Source organism: Streptomyces sp. NPDC020996 (genome assembly GCF_040641355.1).
In the GTDB taxonomy this organism is placed as follows: Bacteria; Actinomycetota; Actinomycetes; order Streptomycetales; family Streptomycetaceae; genus Streptomyces.
In genome coordinates this window covers 20,516-41,749 of record NZ_JBFADM010000032.1, presented here as the reverse complement: position 1 = coordinate 41,749, position 21,234 = coordinate 20,516, and the positions used below count along the sequence as shown (strand labels likewise).

Here is a 21,234-nt window from a genome sequence, read left to right as displayed (position 1 = left end):
GTTCTGGTGCAGCACTGGTCCCAAGGCCGTGAAGTTATGGGCCTGGCGGGGTTGTCCAGGGGGTCGTAGGTGGTGGTTTCGCCGGACATGAGGAGCGGAGCCCCGGTAGAACTGGCAGTCGACCAAGACAAGCCGTTCACAAAGACCGGAGGCTCCGCTGTCCGGACAGTGTGCCATCACACGTGGTGTCACGGTGGCCGGAGGCCGGTCTGCGCCCGGTCGTCTCGGCGAGCTGACCCAGCTGCCCTTCGAGATGGTCGATGCGGCGCTGAGTGCGACCAGGGCCGTGCAGTCGCGGCTGCGGGATCCGCCCTCCCGGGTCGTGGTGTACCTGGTCCTGGCCGCGTGCCTGTTCCCGGAGACGGGATGCCCCGGTGTGTGGCGCAAGCTCACCGGGGCACTGGCGGGCCTGCCGTTGGCCGCGCCGACGGCGAGCGCGCTGGCCCAGGCCCGCCGGCGCGTCGGCAGCAAACCGCTGCGGTGGCTGTTCGACCTGCTGCGCGGCCCTGCCGCGACCCGGCACGGACCAGGGGTCCGCCGGCGCGGGCTCCTGGTGGTCGCGCTCGACGGCACCACCCTGACGGTCCCCGACACTCCCGCCGTCCTGACCAGGTTCACCAAGCAGGCCGGCAACCACGGCGGGACCGGATACCCGCAGGTCCGCATGCTCGCCCTGGTCGCCTGCGGCACCCGCACCCTCATCGACGCGGTGTTCGGCCCGACCACCGCGGGTGAGACCGCCTACGCCCCGAGCCTGCTGCCCAGCCTGCGGCCCGGGATGATCCTGCCGGCCGATCGCAACTTCGGCGCCCAGCGGCTCCTGGCGGACATCGCGGACACGGGTGCCGAGGTTCTGGTCCGGCTCGAGAACGGCCGCCGGATGCCGGTCCTGGCCCGCTACCGGGACGGCTCCTGCCTCTCGGCACTGGGCGAACTGCGCGTCCGCGTCATCGACTGCGAGATCACCACCACCACCGCCGGGAACCACACCGGCCTCTACCGGCTCGCCACCACCCTGCTCGACCACCACCGCCACCCGGCAGCCGAACTCGCCACCCGCCACCACCAGCGTTGGGAGACCGAAACGGCCTACCTGGAACTGAAGTCGACCATCCTCGGCGGCCGGGTCCTGCGGGCCCGCACCCCCGAAGGCATCGACCAGGAGATCTACGCCCTGCTCGTGGTCTACCGACTGCTGCGGACCGCCATGGCCGACGCCACCAGCACCCGATGCGGCACCGAGCCCGACCGCGCCAGCTTCAGCATCGCCTGGCAGACGGCCCGCGACCTGGTGATCCAGGCCGCTGGCGTCATCGCCGGCACGGTCGTCGACCTGGCCGGCACCATCGGCCGACACGTCCTGGCCGGCCTGCTGCCCCAGCGGCGACTACGCGTCAGCCCCCGCATCGCCAAACGCGCCATCTCCAAGTACCCAGGCCCGCGGTCCCCGCATCGACCGCACCAGCTACAAAGCCACCACCAGCATCGAAATCCTCGCGGCCGCAGGCCCTTGACGACATGCCCCAGCCGCAGACTTCACGGCCTTGGCACTAGTCCTGCGGACGCTTCAGCCTGGCCACGAACTTGTAGCGGTCTCCCCGGTACACCGACCGGACCCACTCCACCGGCTGGCCTTCCCGGTCCAGGGAGTGCCGGGAGAGCATCAGCATCGGCAGGCCCACGTCCGTGCCGAGCAGGCCGGCCTCGCGCGGGGTGGCCAGGGAGGTCTCGATGGTCTCTTCGGCCTCGGCGAGGCGGACGTCGTACACCTCGGCGAGGGCGGTGTAGAGGGACGTGTACTTGGCCAGGGAGCGGCGCAGGGCGGGGAAGCGCTTGGCGCTGAGGTGGGTGGTCTCGATGGCCATCGGCTCGCCGTTGGCCATGCGCAGCCGCTCGATGCGCAGCACCCGGCCGCCGGCGGTGATGTCGAGGAGCCCGGCGAGGCGGTCGTCGGCGGTGATGTAGCCGATGTCCAGCAGCTGCGAGGTGGGTTCCAGGCCCTGGGCCCGCATGTCCTCGGTGTACGAGGTGAGCTGCAGCGCCTGCGAGACCTTCGGCTTGGCGACGAAGGTGCCCTTGCCCTGGATGCGCTCCAGGCGGCCCTCGACGACGAGTTCCTGCAAGGCCTGGCGGACGGTCGTGCGCGAGGTGTCGAACTCCGCGGCCAGGGTGCGCTCGGGCGGGACCGGCGTGCCCGGCGCCTGCGTCTCCGTCATGTCGAGCAGGTGCTTCTTCAGACGGTAGTACTTCGGCACGCGTGCGGTGCGGACGGTCGCCCCACCCTCGTGCTCCGCACTGCTGACGTCGGTGCTCATGGTCTGCCTTCCCGGCTTCGGACGCGGCTCACATCGTGGCGGCAGCGTACCGGGATCTCCTCCGCACGCTGCGTGATCCCCTCTGTATACCGTCGCCCTCTCTTTTGGTCTAGTCCACCACTGTAAGTGGTCTACCGGTGTTGCCGCGTCAGGTGCACGCCTTTTCGCGGGCTTCTTACTTAAAGGTTCCTGCATATGTAGGTCGCATAACGGCTGGTCGGAGCGGTTCTGGCAGCCTTGACAGGCCTCTTGGTCTGGTCCAAGCTCCCGGTACTGGTCTACACCATTGGTCCAGGTCCCGGCCCAACGCTCGCGCGGGGAGGCAGGGGGGTTGTGTGGCATCCCTGAGGAGGGTGGCGTGAAGCGCAAGCTGGCAGCCGCGATCGGTATCGCGGGCATGGTGGTCTCCGTCGCGGCGTGCGGGAGCGGTGACGGCAAGGGTTCGGACAAGCAGGGCGCGGACGTCAAGGAGCTGACCGTCTGGCTCACCGTGGACGCCCAGAACAACTGGCCGGAGCTGGTGAAGGCCGCCGACGCGGCGGTCAAGAAGAAGCACCCCGGCATCAAGATCGACCACGAGTACTACGGCTGGCCGGACAAGAACACCAAGCTGGACGCGGTCCTCGCCACGGACAAGGTTCCGGACGTGGTCGAGATGGGCAACACCGAGATGCTCGGCTACATGGTCAAGGGCGCCTTCGCCCCCCTCGACGCGGCGAAGTTCGACAACTCGGCCGCCTGGCTGGACGGTCTGAAGGCCTCGGTCACCTACGACGGCAAGACCTACGGCGTCCCGTACTACGCGGGCGGCCGCGTCGGCAACTGGCGCAAGGACCTCTTCGCCTCGGTGGGCGTGAAGTCCGCGCCGAAGACGTACAAGGAGCTCACCGCCGCCCTCGACAAGGTCCAGAAGAAGGAGGGCGACAAGTTCTCCGCCTGGTACCAGCCCACCCGCGACTGGTACGCGGCCATGTCCTTCGTCTACGACGCCGGCGGCTCCATCGCCGAGGAGCAGGGCGGCCAGTGGAAGGCGAACCTCTCCTCGCCCGAGTCCCTCAAGGGCCTCACCGAGTTCAAGAACGTCGTCGACACGTACATGCACGGCGACAAGACCAAGGACGAGTCCGACCGCTACATCGTCTACGGCCAGGGCAAGTCCGGCATGATCTTCGGCGCGGCCTGGGAGGGCGCGACCGCCGCGGACCCGAAGAACGACAAGACCGGCAAGCTCAAGGACAACCTCGAGAACTTCGTGATGCCGGGCCCGTCCGGCAAGAACATGCCCGTCTTCCTGGGCGGCAGCGACCTCGCCGTCCCGGTGAAGTCGGACGCGCAGGCCGTCGCCGCCGAGTGGATCAACGCGTTCGCCGGCTCCTCCGGCCAGAAGGGCCTGATGGCCAAGGGCAACCTGCCCAACAACAAGACCGACCTCGCGACTCTGAAGGACGACCCGGCGACGGCGGTCCCGGCCACCGCGGCCGAGTCCAACTGGTTCGTCCCGATGGCCCCCGGCTGGGGCCAGGTCGAGAAGGCCCAGGTCCTGCAGACCATGCTGCAGAACATCGGCACCGGCAACAAGTCGGTCGAGGCCGCCGCGAAGGAGGCGGACGCCGCGATCGACAAGGTCATCAACACCAAGTGACCCACAGCGGGACCCTGCCGTCGGCGGGGTCCCGCCGTCCGCCGACCTGAGGGACCGCTGAGGAGCGCGCGATGAGTGCCGCAGACACGACCACCCCCGCCAAGGTGCCGCCGCCGCGGCCGGCGCCGCCACCGCCCGCGCCGTCCCGGAGGCCGCGCAGACGGCGGAAGTCGGGTCCCGCGGCCACCCCCTGGCTGCTGCTCGCGCCCTGCCTGCTGGTCCTCGCCCTGGTCATGGGCTATCCGCTCGTCCGCCTGGTCACCCTGTCCTTCCAGAAGTTCGGGCAGTCCCAGCTGTGGGGCTTCCAGCCGGCCGAGTCGGTCGGCTTCGACAACTTCGGCAAGGTGCTGGGGGACGGCGAGTTCTGGGCCGTCGTGCTGCGCACGATCGTCTTCGCGGGCGGCGCCGTCGTCCTGACCATGGTCGCCGGCATGGCGATCGCCCTGCTGCTGCAGCGGGTCTCCAGGTGGCTGAAGACGCTGATCAACATCGTGCTGGTGGCCAGCTGGGGCATGCCGGTCATCGTGGCCACGACCGTCTTCAAGTGGTTGTTCGACTCCGACTACGGCGTGTTCAACGCGCTGCTCGACAAACTGCCCGGCGTCGAGATGATCGGCCACAACTGGTTTGCGAGCGGGCCCGAGGGGCTGGCCGTGATCATGCTGCTGGTGGTGTGGGGCGCCGTGCCCTTCGTCGTCATCACCCTGAGCGCCGGCCTCACCCAGGTGCCCCGGGAACTGGAGGAGGCGGCCCGGCTGGACGGCGCGAACTCCTGGGGCGTCTTCCGCTGGGTCACCCTGCCCGTCCTCAAGCCGATCATCGTGATGCTCACGACGCTGTCGGTGATCTGGGACATGGGCGTCTTCCCGCAGGTCTTCGTCATGCGCGGCGGCCACCCGGAGTCCGAGTTCCAGGTCCTCAACACCTACTCCTACGACCGCGCGTTCGTCGTCAACGACTACGCCCAGGGCTCGGCGATCGCCCTCCTCACCGTGGCGCTGCTGCTCGGTGTCGTCGCCGTCTACATGCGCCAGATGCTGAAGATCGGAGAGGTCGAATGAGCGCCCTCGTCACCGCCGGGCGCCGCAGGTCGCGGCTCGGGTACAACCTCCTCGGCCTCCTCGTCTTCGTCACCGCCGGCTTCCCCCTCTACTGGATGGTCGACACGGCGTTCAAACCGGCGAAGGACGCCATCGACCCGGACCCGAGCCTGCTGCCGACCGGCATCACGCTCGACAACTTCCGCCGGGCGCTGGACATCGCCGACTTCTGGGGGCCGGTCGGCCGCAGCCTGACCGTCTCCCTCGCCGTGGTCGTGATCGGCATGGTGGTCGGCCTGCTGGCCGCCCTCGCCATCTCGCGGTTCGCCTTCCGCGGCCGCAAGATCGTGATCGTCGGCATCCTCGCGGTCCAGATGGTCCCGCTGGTCGCCATGATCATCCCGGTGTTCCTGCTGCTGAACGACCTGGGACAGTACGACAAGCTCACCGGCCTGATCATCACGTACCTGACCTTCATCCTGCCCTTCACGGTGTGGACGCTGCGCGGATTCATCGTCAACATCCCGAGGGAACTGGAGGAGGCGGCGATGGTCGACGGGTGCTCACCCACCGGCGCGTTCCTCCGGGTCGTCTTCCCCCTGCTGGCCCCCGGCATGGTCGCCACCTCGGTCTACGGCTTCATCCAGGCCTGGAACGAATACCTGTACGCCCTGATGCTGCTCAGCCAGAAGAACCAGACCGCGACCGTCTGGCTCGGCAACTTCACCACCAAGCACGGCACCGAGTACGCCCCGATGATGGCCGGCGCCACCATGATGGCCGTGCCGATCGTCGTCCTGTTCCTGCTCGTCCAGCGCAAGATGGCCGCGGGTCTGACCGCCGGCGCCGTGAAGGGATGACGCCCCCGATGACGACGATCACCGACGGTACCGACACCCTCACCCGGGACGCCCTGACCGTCCTGCAACCCGGCTTCACCGGGACCACCGCCCCCGACTGGCTGCTGCGGCGCCTGGGCGAGGGCCTCGCCTCGGTCGGCCTGTTCGGCCGCAACATCGCCTCCGCCGCGCAACTGTCCGCCCTGACCGCGCGGTTGCGCGCGGAACGGGACGACGTGCTGGTCGCCGTCGACGAGGAGGGCGGCGACGTCACGCGCCTGGAAGTGCGTACCGGCTCCAGCTTCCCCGGCAACCACGCCCTCGGCGCGGTCGACGACGTGGAGCTGACGAGAGGGGTGGCCCGCGAACTCGGCCGCCGCCTCGCGGCCTGCGGGATCAACCTCAACTGGGCCCCGTCCGCGGACGTGAACTCCAACCCGGCCAACCCGGTCATCGGCGTCCGCTCCTTCGGCGCCGACACCGGCCTGGTCGCCCGGCACACGGCGGCCTACGTGGACGGCCTGCAGTCCGCCGGGGTCGCCGCCTGCACCAAGCACTTCCCCGGCCACGGCGACACGGCCGTCGACTCCCACCACGCGCTGCCCCGCATCGACGTGGAGCGGGCGGTCCTGCGGTCGCGGGAACTGGCCCCGTTCCGCGCCGCGATCGCCGCCGGGACGCGCGCCGTGATGAGCGCCCACATCCTGGTGCCGGCCCTGGACCCGGACCGCCCTGCGACGCTCTCGCGCCGGGTGCTGACCGACCTGCTGCGCGGCGAACTCCGCTACGACGGCCTCATCGTCACCGACGGCATGGAGATGCAGGCCATCGCGGGCACCTACGGCATCGAACGGGGCAGCGTCCTCGCCATCGCGGCCGGCGCGGACGCGATCTGCGTGGGCGGCGGTCTCGCGGACGACGAGACGGTACGCCGCCTGCGCGACGCCCTGGTCACCGCCGTACGCGCCGGTGAACTGCCCGAGGAGCGCCTGGCCGACGCCGCGGAACGCGTGCGCCGCCTGGCCCGCTGGACGGCGGCGGCCCGCGCCGCGGGCGTGCTGGGCGCGGCCGACGACGAGGTGGGCCTGCGGGCGGCCCGGCGGGCCCTGCGGCTGACCGGCGCCGACGGCTTCACGCCGCTCACCGAGCCGCCCTACGTCGCCGCCTTCGCCCCCGTCGCCAACATCGCGGTCGGCGCCGAGACGCCCTGGGGCGTCGCCGCGGAACTCGTCCGGCTCCTCCCCGGCACGGAGACGGGCAGCTTCACCGGAGCGGACGCGGGACGGGAGGCCCTCGCCGCAGCCGGCCCGCGCCGCATCGTCGCCGTGGTCCGCGACGAGCACCGGCACCCCTGGATGGCGGCCGCCCTGGACACCCTGCTGAGGGCCCGCCCCGACACGGTGGTCGTCGAGATGGGCATTCCGCAGGCCCCGCCCCGCGGCGCCCTCCACATCGCCACCCACGGCGCGGCCCGGGTCTGCGGTCGCGCGGCGGCGGAGGTCGTCGCGGGCGTGTAGTCCGCACGACACGGAAGGCGCCGGCGCCCCGCAGCGGCCGGCGCCTTCGCGTGCCCGCGGCGACTAGAGCCCCTGCCAATCCGGCTTGTTGACGTAGGCGTAGCGGAAGTAGCCGGCCAGCTTGAGCTTGGACGCGGCGGCCTCGTCGGCCACGACCGTCGCATGCGGGTGCAGCTGGATCGCGGAGGCGGGGCACACCGCCGCGACCGGTCCTTCGACGGTCGCGGCGAGCGCGTCGGCCTTGCCTTCGCCGGTCGCCAGCAGCACCAGGTGCCGGGCCTGCAGGATCGTCCCGATGCCCTGCGTGATGACGTGGTGCGGGACCTGCTCGATGTCGCCGCCGAAGAAGCGCGCGTTGTCGACGCGGGTCTGCTCGGTGAGCGTCTTGATCCGGGTGCGTGAGGCGAGCGAGGAGCACGGCTCGTTGAACCCGATGTGCCCGTCGGTCCCGATCCCCAGCAGTTGCAGGTCCACCCCGCCGGCCTCGGCGAGCGCCCTGTCGTACACCGCGCACGCCTCCGGTACGTCCTCGGCCGTGCCGTCCGGCCCCATGAAGGAGTCCGCCGGGATTCCGAGCGGCTCCAGCACCTCACGCCGCAGCACCGAACGGTAGGACTCCGGATGCTCGGCCGGCAGCCCCACGTACTCGTCGAGCTGCGCGATCCGGGCGCGCGAGGCATCCACGGCACCGGAGCGGACCTTGGCCGCCAGGGCCTCGTACACCGGCAGCGGGGTCGACCCGGTGGCCACCCCGAGCAACGCGTCGGGCTTGCGCCGCAGGAGTCGCGCCATGGCCTCGGCGACGATCTCGCCACCCGCCTTGGCGTCCGGAACGATGACAACTTCCACGCTGGGCCTGCCGATCTCTGAAGGGACTCAACTGGACTCAAGGAACAGCACGTGTGGTATAGACCAGTCGAGGTCAATTTAGCAGAGTCTCCTACGTTCCAGTTCATACCGATGCCCTCCATGATTTTCTAGCGGCCGATACAGAAATGACCGTACAACGGACCGCCGAAAATTCTCTAGCATCCGCTATATAATTCACTCCATGGTGGTCAGCGAGGAGACGAAGGTGCAGGTCGGCGCTGCGGAGGGCGGCCCGGAGAGTGCTGCGGAGAGCACCGTGGAGGGTGCCGTGGACGTCCGGCCCGTGCCCAAGCGGCGCGGCCGCCCTCGTTCCTTCGATCGCGAGACCGCCCTGGAGAAGGCCGTCATGGCCTTCTGGGAGCACGGCTACGAGGCGACCTCCGTCTCCGACCTCACTCGGGCGATGGGCATCGGCGCCCCCAGCCTGTACGCGGCCTTCGGTGACAAGCAGGCGCTGTTCGATGAGGTCGTGCGCGTCTACGGCACGCGCTACGGCTCCTTCGCGGAGCGGGCGCTGGCCGAGGAGCCCACCGCCCGGGCGGCCGTCGAGCGGATCCTGCGGGAGGCCGCCGTGGAGTACACGACCCCCGGCCGCCCGCACGGCTGCCTCGTCATCCACGCGGCCACCAACTGCACGAGTCCCGAGGTCGAGGAGTCCCTGCGCGAGCGGCGCAAGGCCGACATCGCCGCCTTCGAGAGCCGGATCCGGGACGGGATCGCCGTGGGGGAGCTGCCGGCCGGCGCCGACGCCCGCGCGCTGGCCCGGCACACGGGCGCGGTCCTCCAGGGCATGTCCCAGCAGGCGCGCGACGGCGCGAGCCGGGAGGAACTGGAGGCGCTCGCGGAAATTGCCCTGACCATCTGGCCCCGCACATGAACCCATAAGGGTTAGGCTGCGTGGTGGATGCCAGGACGTCCGAACAGTTGGGGCCGGAACACCGAAGAACAGCTCCCGACTCATGGACACGCGCAGTGGTCTAGTCCACAATTGAAGCAGTGCGAAGAAGTACCGCAGGCTTCCGCCTTCCCCGCACAGGAGGGCGGGACCGAGGAACCGGAGCTCTCTGCCCTGACTGCCCCGGATCCTCGACATTCGGCCGACCGGGACCGCACACCCCACGGCCGATATTGCTCCGGGCTGCGGTGCCAGGAGGGTTGAGGGTCCCTCCGGGCGCCGCGGCCCGCGGGTGTTCCTCCGCAAGGCCGCGCATTTCGGAGTGGGACAAACCCCCAGGTACGCTCGCACACGTGCCCTCCATGAACGAACTGGTCCACCAGCACACCGCCCTCGACGACTCCGACCTCGAGTGGCTGCACCTGCTGGTCTCGGAGTGGCAGCTGCTCTCCGACCTCTCCTTCGCCGACCTGGTCCTGTGGGTCCCCACCCGCGACGGCACGCGATACGTCTCCGTCGCCCAGATGCGGCCCAACACCGGCCCCACCTCGTACCAGGACGACATGGTCGGCCACCTCGTCCCGCGCGGGCGCCGGCCCATGCTGGACGCGGCGCTCGACGAGGGCCGCATCGTGCGCGAGGGCGATCCGGAGTGGCGCGAGGAAGTCCCGGTCCGGGTCGAGTCGATACCCGTCCGACGGGAGGGGCGGGTCCTCGGCGTCATCGCGCGCAACACCAACCTGCTCACCGTGCGCACCCCGAGCCGCCTGGAGCTGACCTACCTGCAGAGCGCCTCCGACCTCGCGCAGATGATCGCGGCCGGCGCCTTCCCGTTCGCGAACCAGCAGATGGACATGGACGCCGCGCCGCGCGTCGGCGACGGCCTGATCCGCGTCGACGCGGACGGCATCGTCCAGTACGCCTCCCCGAACGCGCTGTCCGCCTATCACCGCATGGGCCTCGCCTCCGACCTCGTCGGCCATCACCTGGGCAGGACCACCGCAGAACTCGCCCCGACCCGTGGCCCGGTGGACGAGGCGCTGGCGAAGGTGGCCAGCGGATGGGCGCCCCGCGAGTTCGAGATCGAGGCCCACGACGGGGTCATCCAGTTCCGTGCGATCCCGCTCAAGCCGAAGGGCACCCGCATCGGTTCACTCGTGCTGCTCCGCGATGTCACGGAACTGCGGCGCCGCGAGCGCGAGTTGATCACCAAGGACGCGACCATCCGGGAGATCCACCACCGGGTGAAGAACAACCTGCAGACGGTGGCCGCCCTGCTGCGCCTGCAGGCCCGGCGCATCGAGTCCGAACGCGGCCGCGAAGCGCTCGAGGAGGCGGTGCGCCGGGTCGGCTCCATCGCGATCGTGCACGAGACGCTGTCCCAGAACCTGGACGAGCGCGTGGAGTTCGACGAGATCGCCGACCGGGTGCTGGCGATGGTCGCGGAGATCTCGCCGGGCAAGGTCATCGGCCGGCGCAGCGGCCGCTTCGGCATCCTGGACGCCGAGGTGGCGACGCCCCTGTCGATGGTGCTCACCGAGATCCTGCAGAACGCCCTGGAGCACGGTTTCCGCGAGGGCGACACCGGCACCGTCGAGGTCTCGGCGGTCCGCGGCGGCACCACCAAGGAGGCCCGCCTGCTGGTCACCGTCCAGGACGACGGCGTCGGTCTGCCCGAGGGCTTCGACCCGCACACCGCCGGAAACCTGGGTCTGCAGATCGTACGGACCCTGGTCGAAGGCGAGTTGGGCGGCACGTTCGACATGGTCCCGGCGCCGGAGCGGGGGACGCAGGTGATCCTCGACATCCCGGTGCGACCCCACAAGTGACAGCAAGAAGCCCCGGACCGCGCACGGTCCGGGGCGAATGCTCGTTGCCAGCAAGTGCTGCGCATCGTAGGTACTGCGCGCTGCGGCTCGGGGGCGGGAGATGCGTACTCGCTCGCTACGGATCATCGCCCGTAGGGCACACGCGCCGCCAAGCTCAGGCTGTCAGCAGGGGTGCGAATGTCAGGCGGAGGCCTGACGGGCCCGGTTGCGAGCGGCGCGGCGCTTCATCGCGCGGCGCTCGTCCTCGCTGAGACCACCCCAGACGCCGGAGTCCTGGCCGGACTCGAGCGCCCACTGCAGGCACTGCTCGATAACCGGGCAGCGACGGCAGACGGCCTTGGCTTCCTCGATCTGCAGCAGCGCAGGACCGGTGTTGCCGATGGGGAAGAAGAGCTCGGGGTCTTCCTCGCGGCAAACGGCGTTGTGACGCCAGTCCATGGCTGCTACCTCTCCTTGGTATTACGTGCAAGTTGCTTGTGAATGTGAACGCTTTCACGAATCCCTCAACAAGTGAAGGGCCTACCGCCGAGTCTTCCCCGGTGTGGTCCTGTGTTTTGGAGAGGGGTTCCGGTGATCTGTCGAGGCCGGTGTTGCGGGCCGTCCCGATCGCCACGTAGAGACTCGCAAACCTCAGCGGCGGATACAACCCCTTCCGGAAAGTTTTTTTTGATTCCTCGGTGTCGACTAGGTCACAGCCGTACTTCCATGGGGTGGATCCTGGCCTAAACGTTCGAGTGAAAGGACTTTGGGCCCTTCCGCTCACACAATCACACGCAGTGCACGGCGTACGCCTGTGAACGTCACGCTCGTACGCAGTCCGAGGTGGTCGCCGTCCATCTGAAGCGGCAGGGGCACCTTCGAATGCAAGGTGAAGCGGTCCAGGTCATGCAGGGACACCGCGTGCTTGCCGTGGGGTCCGCGCTCGGGGGACGAAGTGAGCAACTGGGTCGCATACCGGGCAACCGCGGCGGTGGACATGCGGCTGAGACCGAGTACGTCGAGCCCGGTATCGAACGAGGCCTTAGGTGACGCGTACACCGGACGATTGCCCAGATAGGTCCACGGAGCCGTATTACAGACTATGGACAGCACCAGATCGGTCACCGGATCGTCGCCCGGCCGCTCGAGCGTGATGGTGCCGTGACGGCGATTCGGCTCCTGCAGGAATTGGCGGACGACCTGGCGCAGATAAAGGGAGTGGGTGGACTTCTTTCCCCGCTCGCGCTGCTGCTCGACCCGCCCGACGACGCCCGCGTCGAAACCGAGCCCGGCGCAGAAGGTGAACCACCGGGCCGGCGCCGCCTCGTCCTCGGTGCCCGGCGTGCCCGCCGCTATGCCCATGCCGACCGAGCGCTCGCTGCCGTCGCGCAGGGCGTCCAGCAGGGCGCCGGTCGCCTCCACCGCGTCGTTGGGCAGGCCCAGGGCGCGGGCGAAGACGTTGGTGGAGCCGCCGGGGACCACGGCGAGGCGGGGCAGGCGCTCGGGGTCGGGGCCGGAGTGCAGCAGGCCGTTGACGACCTCGTTGACCGTACCGTCGCCGCCGAGGGCCACCACCAGGTCGATGTCGTCGCTCTCCGCCGCCTGCCGGGCGAGATCACGCGCGTGCCCCCGGTACTGGGTGGTCACCGCCTCGAGTTTCATCTCGCTCGCGAGCGCATGGATCAGAACGTCGCGCGTACGTGCGCTTGTGGTGGTTGCCGCCGGGTTGACCACGAGGAGTGCACGCATGGGTTGCAGCGTACCTACTGGGTGGTACCGGGCACAGGCCGAGGTGTGGATCGGGTAAGGATCAGCGCGTGAACCTCGACACGGAGGCCCGCCCGCCGGCGGCTACCCTTCAGGGGTGAGCAGTCAGCAGACCCCCGCAGCCCCGGAGACCACCGGCCCCCGCCCGCGCCGTCTGACGTACGCCGCGGCGCTCACCGCGCTGGAAGGGCTCGCGCTCGTCGTCGGAGGCGTCTGGATGCTCGTCGAGGGCTTCACGGGCGCCCCGGACGACCGGCGGTCCGCCGTCACCGGCGGCATCACGCTGGTCGTCCTCGCGCTGCTGCCGCTGCTGGCCGCGCGCGGACTGCTCGCCCGGCGCGGCTGGAGCCGCGGGCCGGCCGTGATCACGCAGATCATGGCGCTGCCGGTGGCCTACAACCTGCTGCGGGCGGACAGCGTGGCGATCCCGGCGGGGATCGCCCTGGCGGTCGTCGCCGTCGCGTCCCTGGTGCTGCTGGTCAACGCCGAGACCACCCGGGCCCTCGGCATCCGGGGGCCCGGCGGCACGGGGGGCGACCGCGGGTAGCGGTCACTCCTCCACCAGCAGCTTCTCCCGCAGCTGCGCCAGCGTCCGGGCCAGCAGCCGGGAGACGTGCATCTGGGAGATGCCGACCTCCTGCGCGATCTGCGACTGGGTCATGTTGCCGAAGAAGCGCAGCAGCAGGATCCGCTTCTCGCGCGGCGGCAGGTCCTCCAGCAGCGGCTTGAGGGACTCGCGGTACTCGACGCCCTCCAGGGCCTCGTCCTCCGCGCCGAGGGTGTCCGCGACCGCCGGGGACTCGTCGTCGGTGTCCGGGACGTCCAGGGACAGCGTGGAGTAGGCGTTGGCCGACTCCAGGCCCTCCAGGACCTCCTCCTCCGAGATCGCCAGCTTCTCGGCGAGCTCGTGCACCGTGGGCGAGCGGCCGTGCTGCTGCGAGAGCTCCGCGGTGGCCGTCGTCAGGGCCAGCCGCAGCTCCTGCAGACGGCGCGGGACGCGGACCGCCCAGCCCTTGTCGCGGAAGTGCCGCTTGATCTCGCCGACGACCGTCGGGGTCGCGTACGTCGAGAACTCGACGCCGCGGTCCGGGTCGAAACGGTCGACCGACTTGATCAGACCGATGGTGGCGACCTGGGTGAGGTCGTCCAGCGGCTCACCGCGGTTGCGGAAGCGGCGCGCGAGGTGCTCGACGAGCGGCAGGTGCATGCGGACCAGCTGGTTGCGCAGCTCCGCGTACTGCGGGCTGCCCTCCGGCAGCGAGCGCAGCTCGACGAACATCGCACGCGCTCCGCTGCGGTCCTGCGGGTCGTGCTCCGCGGCCTGCACGCTCGGCGTGCTCGGCGCGTCGTCCCCGGCGTTTCGCTCGTGCTCGCTCATCGTCCCGCCCGTTGCCCTTCCCCGAGCCCTGGCCGCTTCCCCCGCCTTCGGCCTGGTTCGGGCGGGGGAGCCGCCAGGGGCAGGGGTGACCCCGACCCGGCCGCCCAGAGGCGCGCTCTGTGCGGCACCTTCCCGATCCCGCTGCCCGTCGCCCAGGCCGGCCCTCGGGGAATCGTCCTCCGGATGCGGCCGGGCCTGCTCGGGAATGCCGTCGACACCGTCCGCCATGTGCCGGGACCCGCCTGTGCCCTCGGCCGGCAGCTCCCGTGTGCCGCGCTCTTCGTCACGCACCGGCCCGTCCCCTGTCCTCACGCCGGCCCGGGTCCGGCGCCGCGCTGTTTGTAGAGGCTGATCGAAACGGTCTTGTCCTCGTCCACGGCCGAGGAGACCTTGCCCGCGAGCGCGGACAGCACCGTCCAGGCGAAGGTGTCCCTGGAAGGGGCGTGGCCGTCCGTGGTGGGGGCCGAGACAGTGACCTCGAGCGAGTCGTCGACGAGCCGGAAGACACAGCTGAGCACCGAGCCGGACACGGCCTGCTGAAGCAGGATCGCGCAGGCCTCGTCCACGGCGATGCGCAGGTCCTCGATCTCGTCGAGGGTGAAGTCCAAACGGGCGGCGAGGCCGGCAGTCGCCGTACGCAGCACCGACAGGTAGGCACCCGCAGCCGGCAGCCGGACTTCCACGAAGTCCTGGGTCGCGGGCTCGCCTGCGATCTGGGACACCCTCACCTCCATGGTGGTACAAGCTATTGGCCGAGGGTCGCCCCCCGGGGTAACGCGACGTGTGGTTCAGCGGTGACGCTACCGCGCTCCCGACTTTTCTGTCCCCCGGGACCCCGCCCCGTTGTCGTTACTCACAGTAAAGCTGTGAACACGCTCCGTGTCTAGGGGTCTGGCGGCTCCAAATGGGAAGAAGGCGCGCCGGGTTGACGTACCCAGACGTCAGACCGTCGAACCGTCCGGAAACGGAGTCGTCCGGAGTCACACAAGTACGTGATCCACGAAGCACCAGCGCCAGTTCTCGCCGGGTTCGAAGGTGCGCATGACCGGGTGTCCGGAATCCTTGTGGTGCTCCGTCGCGTGCCGTCCCGGCGAGGAGTCGCAGCAGCCGACGTGACCGCAGGTGAGGCACAGCCGCAGCTGGACCGGGTGGGTGCCGTTGCGCAGGCACTCCGGACACGTCTCGGTCAGTGGCTCGGGTTCCGGGTGCGGCAGCGCGTCGGCGTGCGTGCACTGTTTCATGATTGCCAGGTTACGACGCCCGCGCGGACAGCCGCGCGGAAAAACTCGAGGGTGGGCGAGGACATGGACGTGATGCCACTGCTGCTGCTCGTGGCGGGCAGCGCCGCCGTCGCGGCGGCCGCGCGACGCACCCCGGTGCCGGCGCCGCTGCTGCTCGTCGCGGCCGGGCTGGTGGTGTCGTACCTCCCCGGGGTGCCGGACTACACCCTCGACCCGGACATCGTGCTGCCGCTGGTGCTGCCCCCGCTGCTGCACAAGGAGGGCGTCGAGAGCTCCTACCTCGACCTGCGGGCGCAGATACGGCCGGTGGCCCTGCTGTCGGTCGGATACGTGCTGTTCGCGACCTTCGTCGTCGGCTGGGCCGCCTATCTCATCGTGCCGGGGCTGCCGCTGCCCGCGGCGCTGGTGCTGGGCGCGGTGGTGGCGCCGACGGACGCGGTCGCGGCGGCGGCGGTCGCCCGCCGGGTGGGGCTGCCGTCCCGGATCACCACGATCCTGCAGGGCGAGTCCCTGCTGAACGACGCCACCGCGATCACCGCCTACCGGGTCGCCCTGGCGGCGGCCGTCGGCGAGGGCGCCTCCTGGGCGGGCGGGATCGGCGAGTTCCTGCTCGCGGCGGTCGGCGGCGTCGTGGTCGGACTGGTGCTGATGGCGCCGATCCACTGGCTGCGCACACACGTGCGTGAGGCGCTGCTGCAGAACACCATGTCCCTGCTGATCCCGTTCGTCGCCTACTCCGTCGCCGAGCAGGTGCACGCCTCCGGTGTCCTCGCGGTCGTGGTCGTCGCCCTCTACCTCGGGCACCGCGCGTGGGAGGTCGACTTCGCCACCCGCCTGCAGGAGGAGGCGGTGTGGCGGATGGTCGCCTTCGTCCTGGAGTCGGCGGTGTTCGCGCTCATCGGACTGCAGTTGCCCGTCGTCCTGAAGGGGCTGGGCGAGTACGAGGGCGTCGCCGCCGCGGGCTACGCGGGCGCCCTCTTCCTGGTGGTCGTCGCGACCCGCTTCCTGTGGGTGTATCCCGGCACGTTCGTGCCCCGCATGCTGTCCGCGCGGATCAGGGAACGCGAGGAGAACCCCACCTGGAGGGGGCCGATCGTCACGTCCTGGGCCGCGATGCGCGGCGTCGTCTCGCTGGCCATCGCCTTCTCCATCCCGCTCACCGTGCACGGCGGCGATCCCTTCCCGCAGCGCAACCTCATCCTCTTCCTCACCTTCACGACGGTCATCGGGACGCTGGTGGTGCAGGGCCTCACCCTGGCCCCGCTGATCCGCCTGCTGAAGTTCCCCGCCCGGGACGCCCAGGCCGAGACCCTCGCGGAGGCCAACGCCCAGGCGCAGGCCTCCCGGGCCGCCGAACGGCGCCTGGACGACCTCCTCGCCGACGAGCGCAACGCCCTCCCGCCGCCGCTCGCCGACCGGCTGCGCCAGGTCCTCGAACGCCGCCGCAACGCCGTGTGGGAACGCCTCGGCTCGGTCAACCCGGTCACCGGCGAGAGCGTCGACGACACCTACCGGCGGCTGTCCCGGGAGATGATCGGCGCCGAGCGCGCGGTGTTCGTGAAGCTGCGCGACGGCCGCCACATCGACGACGAGATGCTCCGGAGCCTGCTGCGGCGGCTGGACCTGGAGGAGGCGGCGGTCTACCGCGAGACGGCGTAGACCCGCCGGGCGGCTCGGGCGGCTCGGGCGGCTCGGGCGGGCTCGGGTGGGCTCGGGGGAGCAGGGGGTTCGGGGGTTCAGGGGAAGGGGCGTCCGGTGACGACCGCGGCCAGCGTGGTGCCGCGAGGGAACGCGCCCTCCCGCGCCAGAGCGACAAGTCCGTAGAGCAGTTTGGCGACATAGAGACGTTCGACGGGTATGCCGTGGCGGTGCTCGAAGTCCTCGGCGAAGGCGGCCAGTTCGCCGGTGACGCGGGCGTAGCCGCCGAAGTGGAACCGTTCGTCGAGGCGCCAGCTGCCGCGCGGGCCGCCGAAGGCCCGCCGTTGCAGGGTTCGTATCTCGGCGGTGAGGAAACCGCCCCTCAGGACCGGGATGCCGATCGCGCGCTGGCCGGGGGCGAGGCCCGCGGCGAGGCCCGCGAGCGTGCCGCCGGTGCCGCAGGCGACGGCGGCGACGTCCACGCGGCCGCGCAGTTCCTCGCCCAGGGCCCGGCAGCCGCGCACCGCCTCGGCGTTGCTGCCGCCCTCCGGGACGACGTACGCCCCCTCGGCCCCGGCCGCGCGCAGGACGGCCGCCAGCGTGTCCGGTTCGGACTTGCGGCGGTAGGCCGACCGGTCGACGAAGTGCAGCCGCATGCCGTCGGCCGCGCACCGGGCCAGCGAGGGGTTGAGGGGGCGGCCGGCCAGTTCCTGGCCGCGGACCACGCCCACGGTGGGCAGGCCGAGCAGACGTCCCGCGGCGGCCGTGGCCCTCAGGTGGTTGGAGTACGCGCCGCCGAAGGTGACGACCGTGCGCCCGCCCGCCGCCGTGAGGTTCGGAGCGAGCTTGCGCCACTTGTTGCCGACCAGCTCGGGGTGGATCAGGTCGTCGCGCTTCAGGAGGAGGCGGAGGCCGCGGGCGGTGAACCGGTCGTCGGACACTTCCTGCAAGGGGGAGGGCAGGCGGGGGCGCAGGGTGTCGACGGAGGTCACGGCACCATTGTGGCCCGCGGCGTCACTTCAGCCGGTCCCGGATCCGCGCGCGCAGCCACGCCATCGTGAACCCCCGCGGATCCACCTTCCCCGGCTGCCACTCCAGGTGCCCGATGACCGACCGCTGCGTCCAGCCGTGGTGGCGGCAGATCGCCGCCGCGACCTTCTCGACGGCCTCGAGCTGCGCCTCGGGCCAGGGGTCCTGCCCGTCGCCGAGGTTCTCGCACTCGAAGCCGTAGAAGTGACGGTTGCCGTCGGTGTCGGCCTCGTTGTCCGGCGGGAGTCCCTTCTCCGCGATCACCGCGCGCAGCACGTCGTCGTCGCCGAGGCCGGCGTGGTTGGCGCGGCCGTAGCCGACGAGGTGGACCACGCCGTCCTTGGTGATCACGCCGTGGCACAGTGGGCCGGGCAGGTCGGCGTAGCCCTTGCGGCAGATCTCGACGGTGCGCTCGCTGCCGCTGGTCACCGTGTGGTGGATCATCACCCCGTGGACGGGTCCCCACGGTCCCTTGTGGTTGCGGTTGTGGTGCTTCCAGTCGCCGACCTCGACGACGGTGACGCCCTCCGCTCTGAGGCCGTCCAGGAACGCCTTCGCAGACATGGGTGTGGCCATGACCGCCTCCTTCGTGCCGTGCCGTGCCGGGCCGGGGCCGCCGGGCGCGGCCACTCATCGCCAGGGATGTACCGAAAGTGAAAGCTCGATCACACATCGTCATGTCGGCGGCTGGCGAGATCCGGCCGTCTCGCACCCGCCGAAGCGGTGGACGGGGTCCCATATTGCCCGGTGACCGGTGATCCATTCCCGCTCTTTTGTGTAATGGATTCGGCACGCACGGTGATGGAGAGTTGATCCCGCAGATCGATGCCGCGGTGCACACCGTGCCGCGGCATGACCGGGAGGGCGATTTTCTATGTCGGTAGGCGAAGAGGTCCGGGCGGAGCAGGGCAGGCCGCAGCAGAGCCTCGGCACGGCAGCCGCACGGAACCTGGCCACCACGACCAAGTCCGTGCCCCAGATGCAGGAGATCAGCTCGCGCTGGCTGCTGCGCATGCTGCCCTGGGTGGACGTCCAGGGCGGCACGTACCGGGTGAACCGGCGCCTGACCTACGCCGTCGGAGACGGCCGCATCACGTTCGTGAAGACCGGCGACCGGGTCGAGGTCATCCCCGCCGAGCTGGGGGAACTGCCGGCGCTCCGGTCGTACGAGGACGAGGAGGTGCTCACGGAGCTGGCCCGTCGCTGCCGGCAACGCGAGATCGCGCCGGGGAACGTGATCGCCTCATTCGGCAGTCCGGTCGAGGAGGTGTACCTCCTGGCGCACGGCAGGGCCGAGAAGGTCGGCACCGGTCCGTACGGCGACGACGCGGTCCTGGGCGTCCTCGCCGACGGCGCCCACTTCGGTGAGGCGGTCCTGCTCGACCCGGACGCCATGTGGGAGTACACGGTCCGCGCGGACACCGCCTGCACGGTGCTGGTCCTGCCCCGCCGTGACTTCGAGCAGGTCGCCGAGCGCTCCGAGTCGCTGCGCGAGCATCTCAGGCAACGGCGCTCGATCCCCCGGCAGCGCACCAACAGGTACGGGGAGAAGGCGATCGACCTCGCGGCCGGCCACTCCGGCGAGCCGGACATCCCGCACACCTTCGTCGACTACGAGGCCAGTCCCCGTGAGTACGAACTGAGCGTCGCCCAGACGGTCCTGCGCATCCACACGCGCGTGGCCGACCTCTACAACCAGCCGATGAACCAGACGGAGCAGCAGATCCGGCTGACCGTGGAGGCGCTGAGGGAGCGTCAGGAGCACGAACTGGTCAACAACCGCGAGTTCGGGCTGCTGCACAACTGTGAGTACGACCAGCGGCTCCAGCCGCACGACGGCGTGCCCGGCCCCGACGACATGGACGAACTTCTCAGCAGGCGGCGCGGCACCAAGCTGTTCCTCGCGCACCCGCGCGCGATCGCCGCGTTCGGCCGCGAGCTGAACAGGCGCGGGCTGGTCCCGGAGACCATCGAGATGGCGGGCAACCGCATCCCCACCTGGCGCGGGGTGCCGATCTTCCCCTGCAACAAGATCCCGGTCACCGAAGCCCGTACGACGTCGATCATCGCCATGCGTACGGGCGAAGCGGAGCAGGGCGTCATCGGGCTGCAGCAGACCGGGATCCCGGACGAGATCGAGCCGAGCCTGTCCGTGCGCTTCATGGGCATCAACGAACAGGCGATCATCAAGTACCTGGTGACGGCCTACTACTCGGCCGCGGTCCTGGTGCCGGACGCGCTCGGAGTCCTGGAGAACGTCGAGACCGGGCGCTGGACGTGACGTCCTCACCCGCGCGGGCGGTCGGCGACCGGCCTACCCTGAGGGCATGGACAGAGACAGGCCGGTCTGTCCCGTCTGCGGACAGCCCGTGCGGATCGTCGTCGTCGCACGCCACAAGACGCTGGGCGCGTGGGTCCCGGTCTGGAAGCCCGGCCCGTGCGAGAACCCGGACTGCGCGGCCTACGGCGGGGAACGCGCCGAACCGGACGCGAGCCCCGAGGAGCACGGTGCCGCGAAGGAGTCCTGACGAAGCACTCGGGCTCGGTACGGGGCATCCGGGCGGACCGGAGGGCCAGGGCTCAGCTGCTTCTCGCTGTGCGGTGGAAGCCGCCCACGCCTCGCGTTGCACGAAGCGCAGCACATTGCCCGCCGGGTCCCGGACCGCGCAGTCCCGCACGCCGTACGGCTGGTCCATCGGTTCCTGCAGCACGTCGGCGCCCGACTCCTCGACCCGGGCGAACAGCGCGTCGCAGTCGGCGGTGCACGTCCATGGCCCCGACCTGGGCCCGGCGTGGACGGGTCGGGCGGGTGTACGTGCGTGCCACGCACGGCGGGATCACCGCACCGGTCTCGTGCGAGCGAGCCCGGTACGCGCTCGGGGTCTCGCCGACCAGCTCGGTGAAGCGTGAGCCGAAGGAGCCGAGCGAGGCGCAGCCGACCGCGAAGCAGACCTCCGTGACGGACAGGTCGCCGCGCCGGAGCAGGGCCTTGGCGCGCTCGATGCGGCGGGTCATCAGGTAGCCGTACGGGGTCTCGCCGTACGCGGCGCGGAAGCTGCGCTGGAAGTGGCCGGGCGACATCAGCGCGGTGCGGGCCAGCGCCGGGATGTCGAGCGGCTCGGCGTACTCGCGGTCCATGCGGTCGCGTGCCCGCCGCAGCCGCACCAGGTCCTCCCGGTCCATCACGTCAGGATCGCACGAGCGGCGTCGGCACGCGCCGAGCCGCCCGCACACGGCCCGGTCGAGTTCGCTTTC

At 70.7% G+C, this 21,234-nt stretch carries 19 protein-coding genes and 3 pseudogenes; 11 read left to right on the top strand and 11 right to left on the bottom strand.

Annotation, left to right across the window (positions count from 1 at the left end):
* Positions 1-253: 253 nt before the first annotated feature.
* Positions 254-1,150 (top strand): annotated as a pseudogene (locus tag AB0G63_RS21850) (IS4 family transposase); the annotation flags it as partial.
* A gap of 400 nt (positions 1,151-1,550) precedes the next feature.
* Here AB0G63_RS21850 and AB0G63_RS21845 read toward each other — a convergent pair.
* Positions 1,551-2,315 (bottom strand): GntR family transcriptional regulator, encoded by a 765-nt coding sequence (locus AB0G63_RS21845; protein ID WP_324787576.1) that lies wholly within the window; start codon positions 2,313-2,315, stop codon positions 1,551-1,553.
* Positions 2,316-2,673: 358 nt separating this feature from the next.
* Here AB0G63_RS21845 and AB0G63_RS21840 point away from each other — a divergent pair, with 358 nt between their 5' ends.
* The 4 genes from AB0G63_RS21840 to AB0G63_RS21825 all read left to right on the top strand — a co-directional run bounded on the left by AB0G63_RS21840 (position 2,674) and on the right by AB0G63_RS21825 (position 7,353).
* Positions 2,674-3,957: an extracellular solute-binding protein gene (locus AB0G63_RS21840; RefSeq protein ID WP_360752660.1), complete on the top strand. Its 1,284-nt coding sequence runs from the start codon at positions 2,674-2,676 to the stop codon at positions 3,955-3,957.
* Positions 3,958-4,028: 71 nt separating this feature from the next.
* Positions 4,029-5,018: a sugar ABC transporter permease gene (locus tag AB0G63_RS21835; RefSeq protein WP_360752657.1), complete on the top strand. Its 990-nt coding sequence runs from the start codon at positions 4,029-4,031 to the stop codon at positions 5,016-5,018.
* Complete coding sequence (locus AB0G63_RS21830; RefSeq protein ID WP_324787573.1) at positions 5,015-5,857, top strand: carbohydrate ABC transporter permease; 843 nt, start codon at positions 5,015-5,017, stop codon at positions 5,855-5,857. The genes AB0G63_RS21835 and AB0G63_RS21830 overlap by 4 nt, the downstream gene beginning before the upstream one ends.
* An 8-nt stretch (positions 5,858-5,865) precedes the next feature.
* Positions 5,866-7,353 carry a glycoside hydrolase family 3 protein gene (locus AB0G63_RS21825; protein ID WP_360752654.1) on the top strand — a complete coding sequence of 496 codons (1,488 nt, stop codon included), beginning with the start codon at positions 5,866-5,868 and terminating at the stop codon, positions 7,351-7,353.
* Between the two features lie 63 nt (positions 7,354-7,416).
* On the opposite strand, the gene nagB is transcribed toward AB0G63_RS21825, so the two are convergent.
* Positions 7,417-8,202 carry a glucosamine-6-phosphate deaminase gene (gene nagB / locus AB0G63_RS21820; protein WP_360752651.1) on the bottom strand — a complete coding sequence of 262 codons (786 nt, stop codon included), beginning with the start codon at positions 8,200-8,202 and terminating at the stop codon, positions 7,417-7,419.
* Between the two features lie 202 nt (positions 8,203-8,404).
* On the opposite strand from nagB, the gene AB0G63_RS21815 reads away from it, so the two are divergent.
* The gene (locus AB0G63_RS21815) at positions 8,405-9,100 is read left to right on the top strand and encodes a TetR/AcrR family transcriptional regulator (protein WP_360752649.1); all 696 of its coding nucleotides are present in this window, start codon (positions 8,405-8,407) and stop codon (positions 9,098-9,100) included.
* A gap of 380 nt (positions 9,101-9,480) precedes the next feature.
* Positions 9,481-10,947 (top strand): PAS domain-containing sensor histidine kinase, encoded by a 1,467-nt coding sequence (locus tag AB0G63_RS21810; RefSeq protein WP_360752766.1) that lies wholly within the window; start codon positions 9,481-9,483, stop codon positions 10,945-10,947.
* Between the two features lie 180 nt (positions 10,948-11,127).
* On the opposite strand, the gene AB0G63_RS21805 is transcribed toward AB0G63_RS21810, so the two are convergent.
* Together AB0G63_RS21805 and AB0G63_RS21800 are read right to left on the bottom strand one after the other, a co-directional pair.
* The gene (locus AB0G63_RS21805) at positions 11,128-11,385 is read right to left on the bottom strand and encodes a WhiB family transcriptional regulator (protein ID WP_003992873.1); all 258 of its coding nucleotides are present in this window, start codon (positions 11,383-11,385) and stop codon (positions 11,128-11,130) included.
* A 321-nt stretch (positions 11,386-11,706) separates the two neighbouring features.
* Positions 11,707-12,675, bottom strand: coding sequence for a diacylglycerol kinase family protein (locus AB0G63_RS21800; protein WP_360752646.1), 969 nt, complete (start codon positions 12,673-12,675; stop codon positions 11,707-11,709).
* A 115-nt stretch (positions 12,676-12,790) separates the two neighbouring features.
* Between AB0G63_RS21800 and AB0G63_RS21795 the strand changes: the two genes are divergently transcribed.
* Positions 12,791-13,240 (top strand): hypothetical protein, encoded by a 450-nt coding sequence (locus AB0G63_RS21795; RefSeq protein ID WP_360752643.1) that lies wholly within the window; start codon positions 12,791-12,793, stop codon positions 13,238-13,240.
* A 3-nt stretch (positions 13,241-13,243) separates the two neighbouring features.
* On the opposite strand, the gene AB0G63_RS21790 is transcribed toward AB0G63_RS21795, so the two are convergent.
* The 3 genes from AB0G63_RS21790 to AB0G63_RS21780 form a co-directional block, all read right to left on the bottom strand.
* Positions 13,244-14,362, bottom strand: coding sequence for an RNA polymerase sigma factor SigF (locus tag AB0G63_RS21790; RefSeq protein WP_360752641.1), 1,119 nt, complete (start codon positions 14,360-14,362; stop codon positions 13,244-13,246).
* A 17-nt stretch (positions 14,363-14,379) separates the two neighbouring features.
* Complete coding sequence (locus tag AB0G63_RS21785; RefSeq protein WP_161069408.1) at positions 14,380-14,793, bottom strand: anti-sigma regulatory factor; 414 nt, start codon at positions 14,791-14,793, stop codon at positions 14,380-14,382.
* Positions 14,794-15,051: 258 nt separating this feature from the next.
* Positions 15,052-15,312, bottom strand: a complete 261-nt coding sequence (locus AB0G63_RS21780; protein ID WP_360752638.1) for a UBP-type zinc finger domain-containing protein — start codon at positions 15,310-15,312, stop codon at positions 15,052-15,054.
* Positions 15,313-15,375: 63 nt separating this feature from the next.
* Here AB0G63_RS21780 and AB0G63_RS21775 point away from each other — a divergent pair, with 63 nt between their 5' ends.
* Positions 15,376-16,971: a Na+/H+ antiporter gene (locus AB0G63_RS21775; RefSeq protein WP_360752636.1), complete on the top strand. Its 1,596-nt coding sequence runs from the start codon at positions 15,376-15,378 to the stop codon at positions 16,969-16,971.
* A 77-nt stretch (positions 16,972-17,048) separates the two neighbouring features.
* On the opposite strand, the gene AB0G63_RS21770 is transcribed toward AB0G63_RS21775, so the two are convergent.
* Together AB0G63_RS21770 and AB0G63_RS21765 are read right to left on the bottom strand one after the other, a co-directional pair.
* The gene (locus AB0G63_RS21770) at positions 17,049-17,942 is read right to left on the bottom strand and encodes a pyridoxal-phosphate dependent enzyme (protein WP_360752633.1); all 894 of its coding nucleotides are present in this window, start codon (positions 17,940-17,942) and stop codon (positions 17,049-17,051) included.
* Positions 17,943-17,964: 22 nt separating this feature from the next.
* Positions 17,965-18,555 (bottom strand): N-acetylmuramoyl-L-alanine amidase, encoded by a 591-nt coding sequence (locus AB0G63_RS21765; protein WP_360752630.1) that lies wholly within the window; start codon positions 18,553-18,555, stop codon positions 17,965-17,967.
* A 298-nt stretch (positions 18,556-18,853) separates the two neighbouring features.
* On the opposite strand from AB0G63_RS21765, the gene AB0G63_RS21760 reads away from it, so the two are divergent.
* Both AB0G63_RS21760 and AB0G63_RS21755 read left to right on the top strand, forming a co-directional pair.
* Positions 18,854-20,260, top strand: coding sequence for a family 2B encapsulin nanocompartment shell protein (locus AB0G63_RS21760; protein WP_360752628.1), 1,407 nt, complete (start codon positions 18,854-18,856; stop codon positions 20,258-20,260).
* 46 nt (positions 20,261-20,306) lie between these two features.
* Positions 20,307-20,507, top strand: coding sequence for a hypothetical protein (locus AB0G63_RS21755; RefSeq protein WP_360752625.1), 201 nt, complete (start codon positions 20,307-20,309; stop codon positions 20,505-20,507).
* 93 nt (positions 20,508-20,600) lie between these two features.
* Here the strand turns inward: AB0G63_RS21755 and AB0G63_RS21750 are convergent.
* A pseudogene (locus AB0G63_RS21750) lies at positions 20,601-20,741 on the bottom strand (VOC family protein); the annotation flags it as partial.
* Between the two features lie 34 nt (positions 20,742-20,775).
* A pseudogene (locus AB0G63_RS21745) lies at positions 20,776-21,162 on the bottom strand (helix-turn-helix transcriptional regulator); the annotation flags it as partial.
* Between the last annotated feature and the right edge of the window lie 72 nt (positions 21,163-21,234).

What these genes read in the sequence shown, in the direction of transcription:
- AB0G63_RS21760 (WP_360752628.1), top strand. Translation starts at nt 18,854, where the DNA reads ATGTCGGTAGGCGAAGAGGTCCGGGCGGAGCAGGGCAGGCCGCAGCAG.
- AB0G63_RS21805 (WP_003992873.1), bottom strand. Translation starts at nt 11,385, where the DNA reads ATGGACTGGCGTCACAACGCCGTTTGCCGCGAGGAAGACCCCGAGCTC.
- AB0G63_RS21810 (WP_360752766.1), top strand. Translation starts at nt 9,481, where the DNA reads ATGAACGAACTGGTCCACCAGCACACCGCCCTCGACGACTCCGACCTC.
- AB0G63_RS21755 (WP_360752625.1), top strand. Translation starts at nt 20,307, where the DNA reads ATGGACAGAGACAGGCCGGTCTGTCCCGTCTGCGGACAGCCCGTGCGG.
- AB0G63_RS21830 (WP_324787573.1), top strand. Translation starts at nt 5,015, where the DNA reads ATGAGCGCCCTCGTCACCGCCGGGCGCCGCAGGTCGCGGCTCGGGTAC.
- AB0G63_RS21815 (WP_360752649.1), top strand. Translation starts at nt 8,405, where the DNA reads ATGGTGGTCAGCGAGGAGACGAAGGTGCAGGTCGGCGCTGCGGAGGGC.
- AB0G63_RS21845 (WP_324787576.1), bottom strand. Translation starts at nt 2,315, where the DNA reads ATGAGCACCGACGTCAGCAGTGCGGAGCACGAGGGTGGGGCGACCGTC.
- AB0G63_RS21825 (WP_360752654.1), top strand. Translation starts at nt 5,866, where the DNA reads ATGACGACGATCACCGACGGTACCGACACCCTCACCCGGGACGCCCTG.
- AB0G63_RS21775 (WP_360752636.1), top strand. Translation starts at nt 15,376, where the DNA reads ATGGACGTGATGCCACTGCTGCTGCTCGTGGCGGGCAGCGCCGCCGTC.
- AB0G63_RS21800 (WP_360752646.1), bottom strand. Translation starts at nt 12,675, where the DNA reads ATGCGTGCACTCCTCGTGGTCAACCCGGCGGCAACCACCACAAGCGCA.
- AB0G63_RS21835 (WP_360752657.1), top strand. Translation starts at nt 4,029, where the DNA reads ATGAGTGCCGCAGACACGACCACCCCCGCCAAGGTGCCGCCGCCGCGG.
- AB0G63_RS21780 (WP_360752638.1), bottom strand. Translation starts at nt 15,312, where the DNA reads ATGAAACAGTGCACGCACGCCGACGCGCTGCCGCACCCGGAACCCGAG.
- AB0G63_RS21765 (WP_360752630.1), bottom strand. Translation starts at nt 18,555, where the DNA reads ATGGCCACACCCATGTCTGCGAAGGCGTTCCTGGACGGCCTCAGAGCG.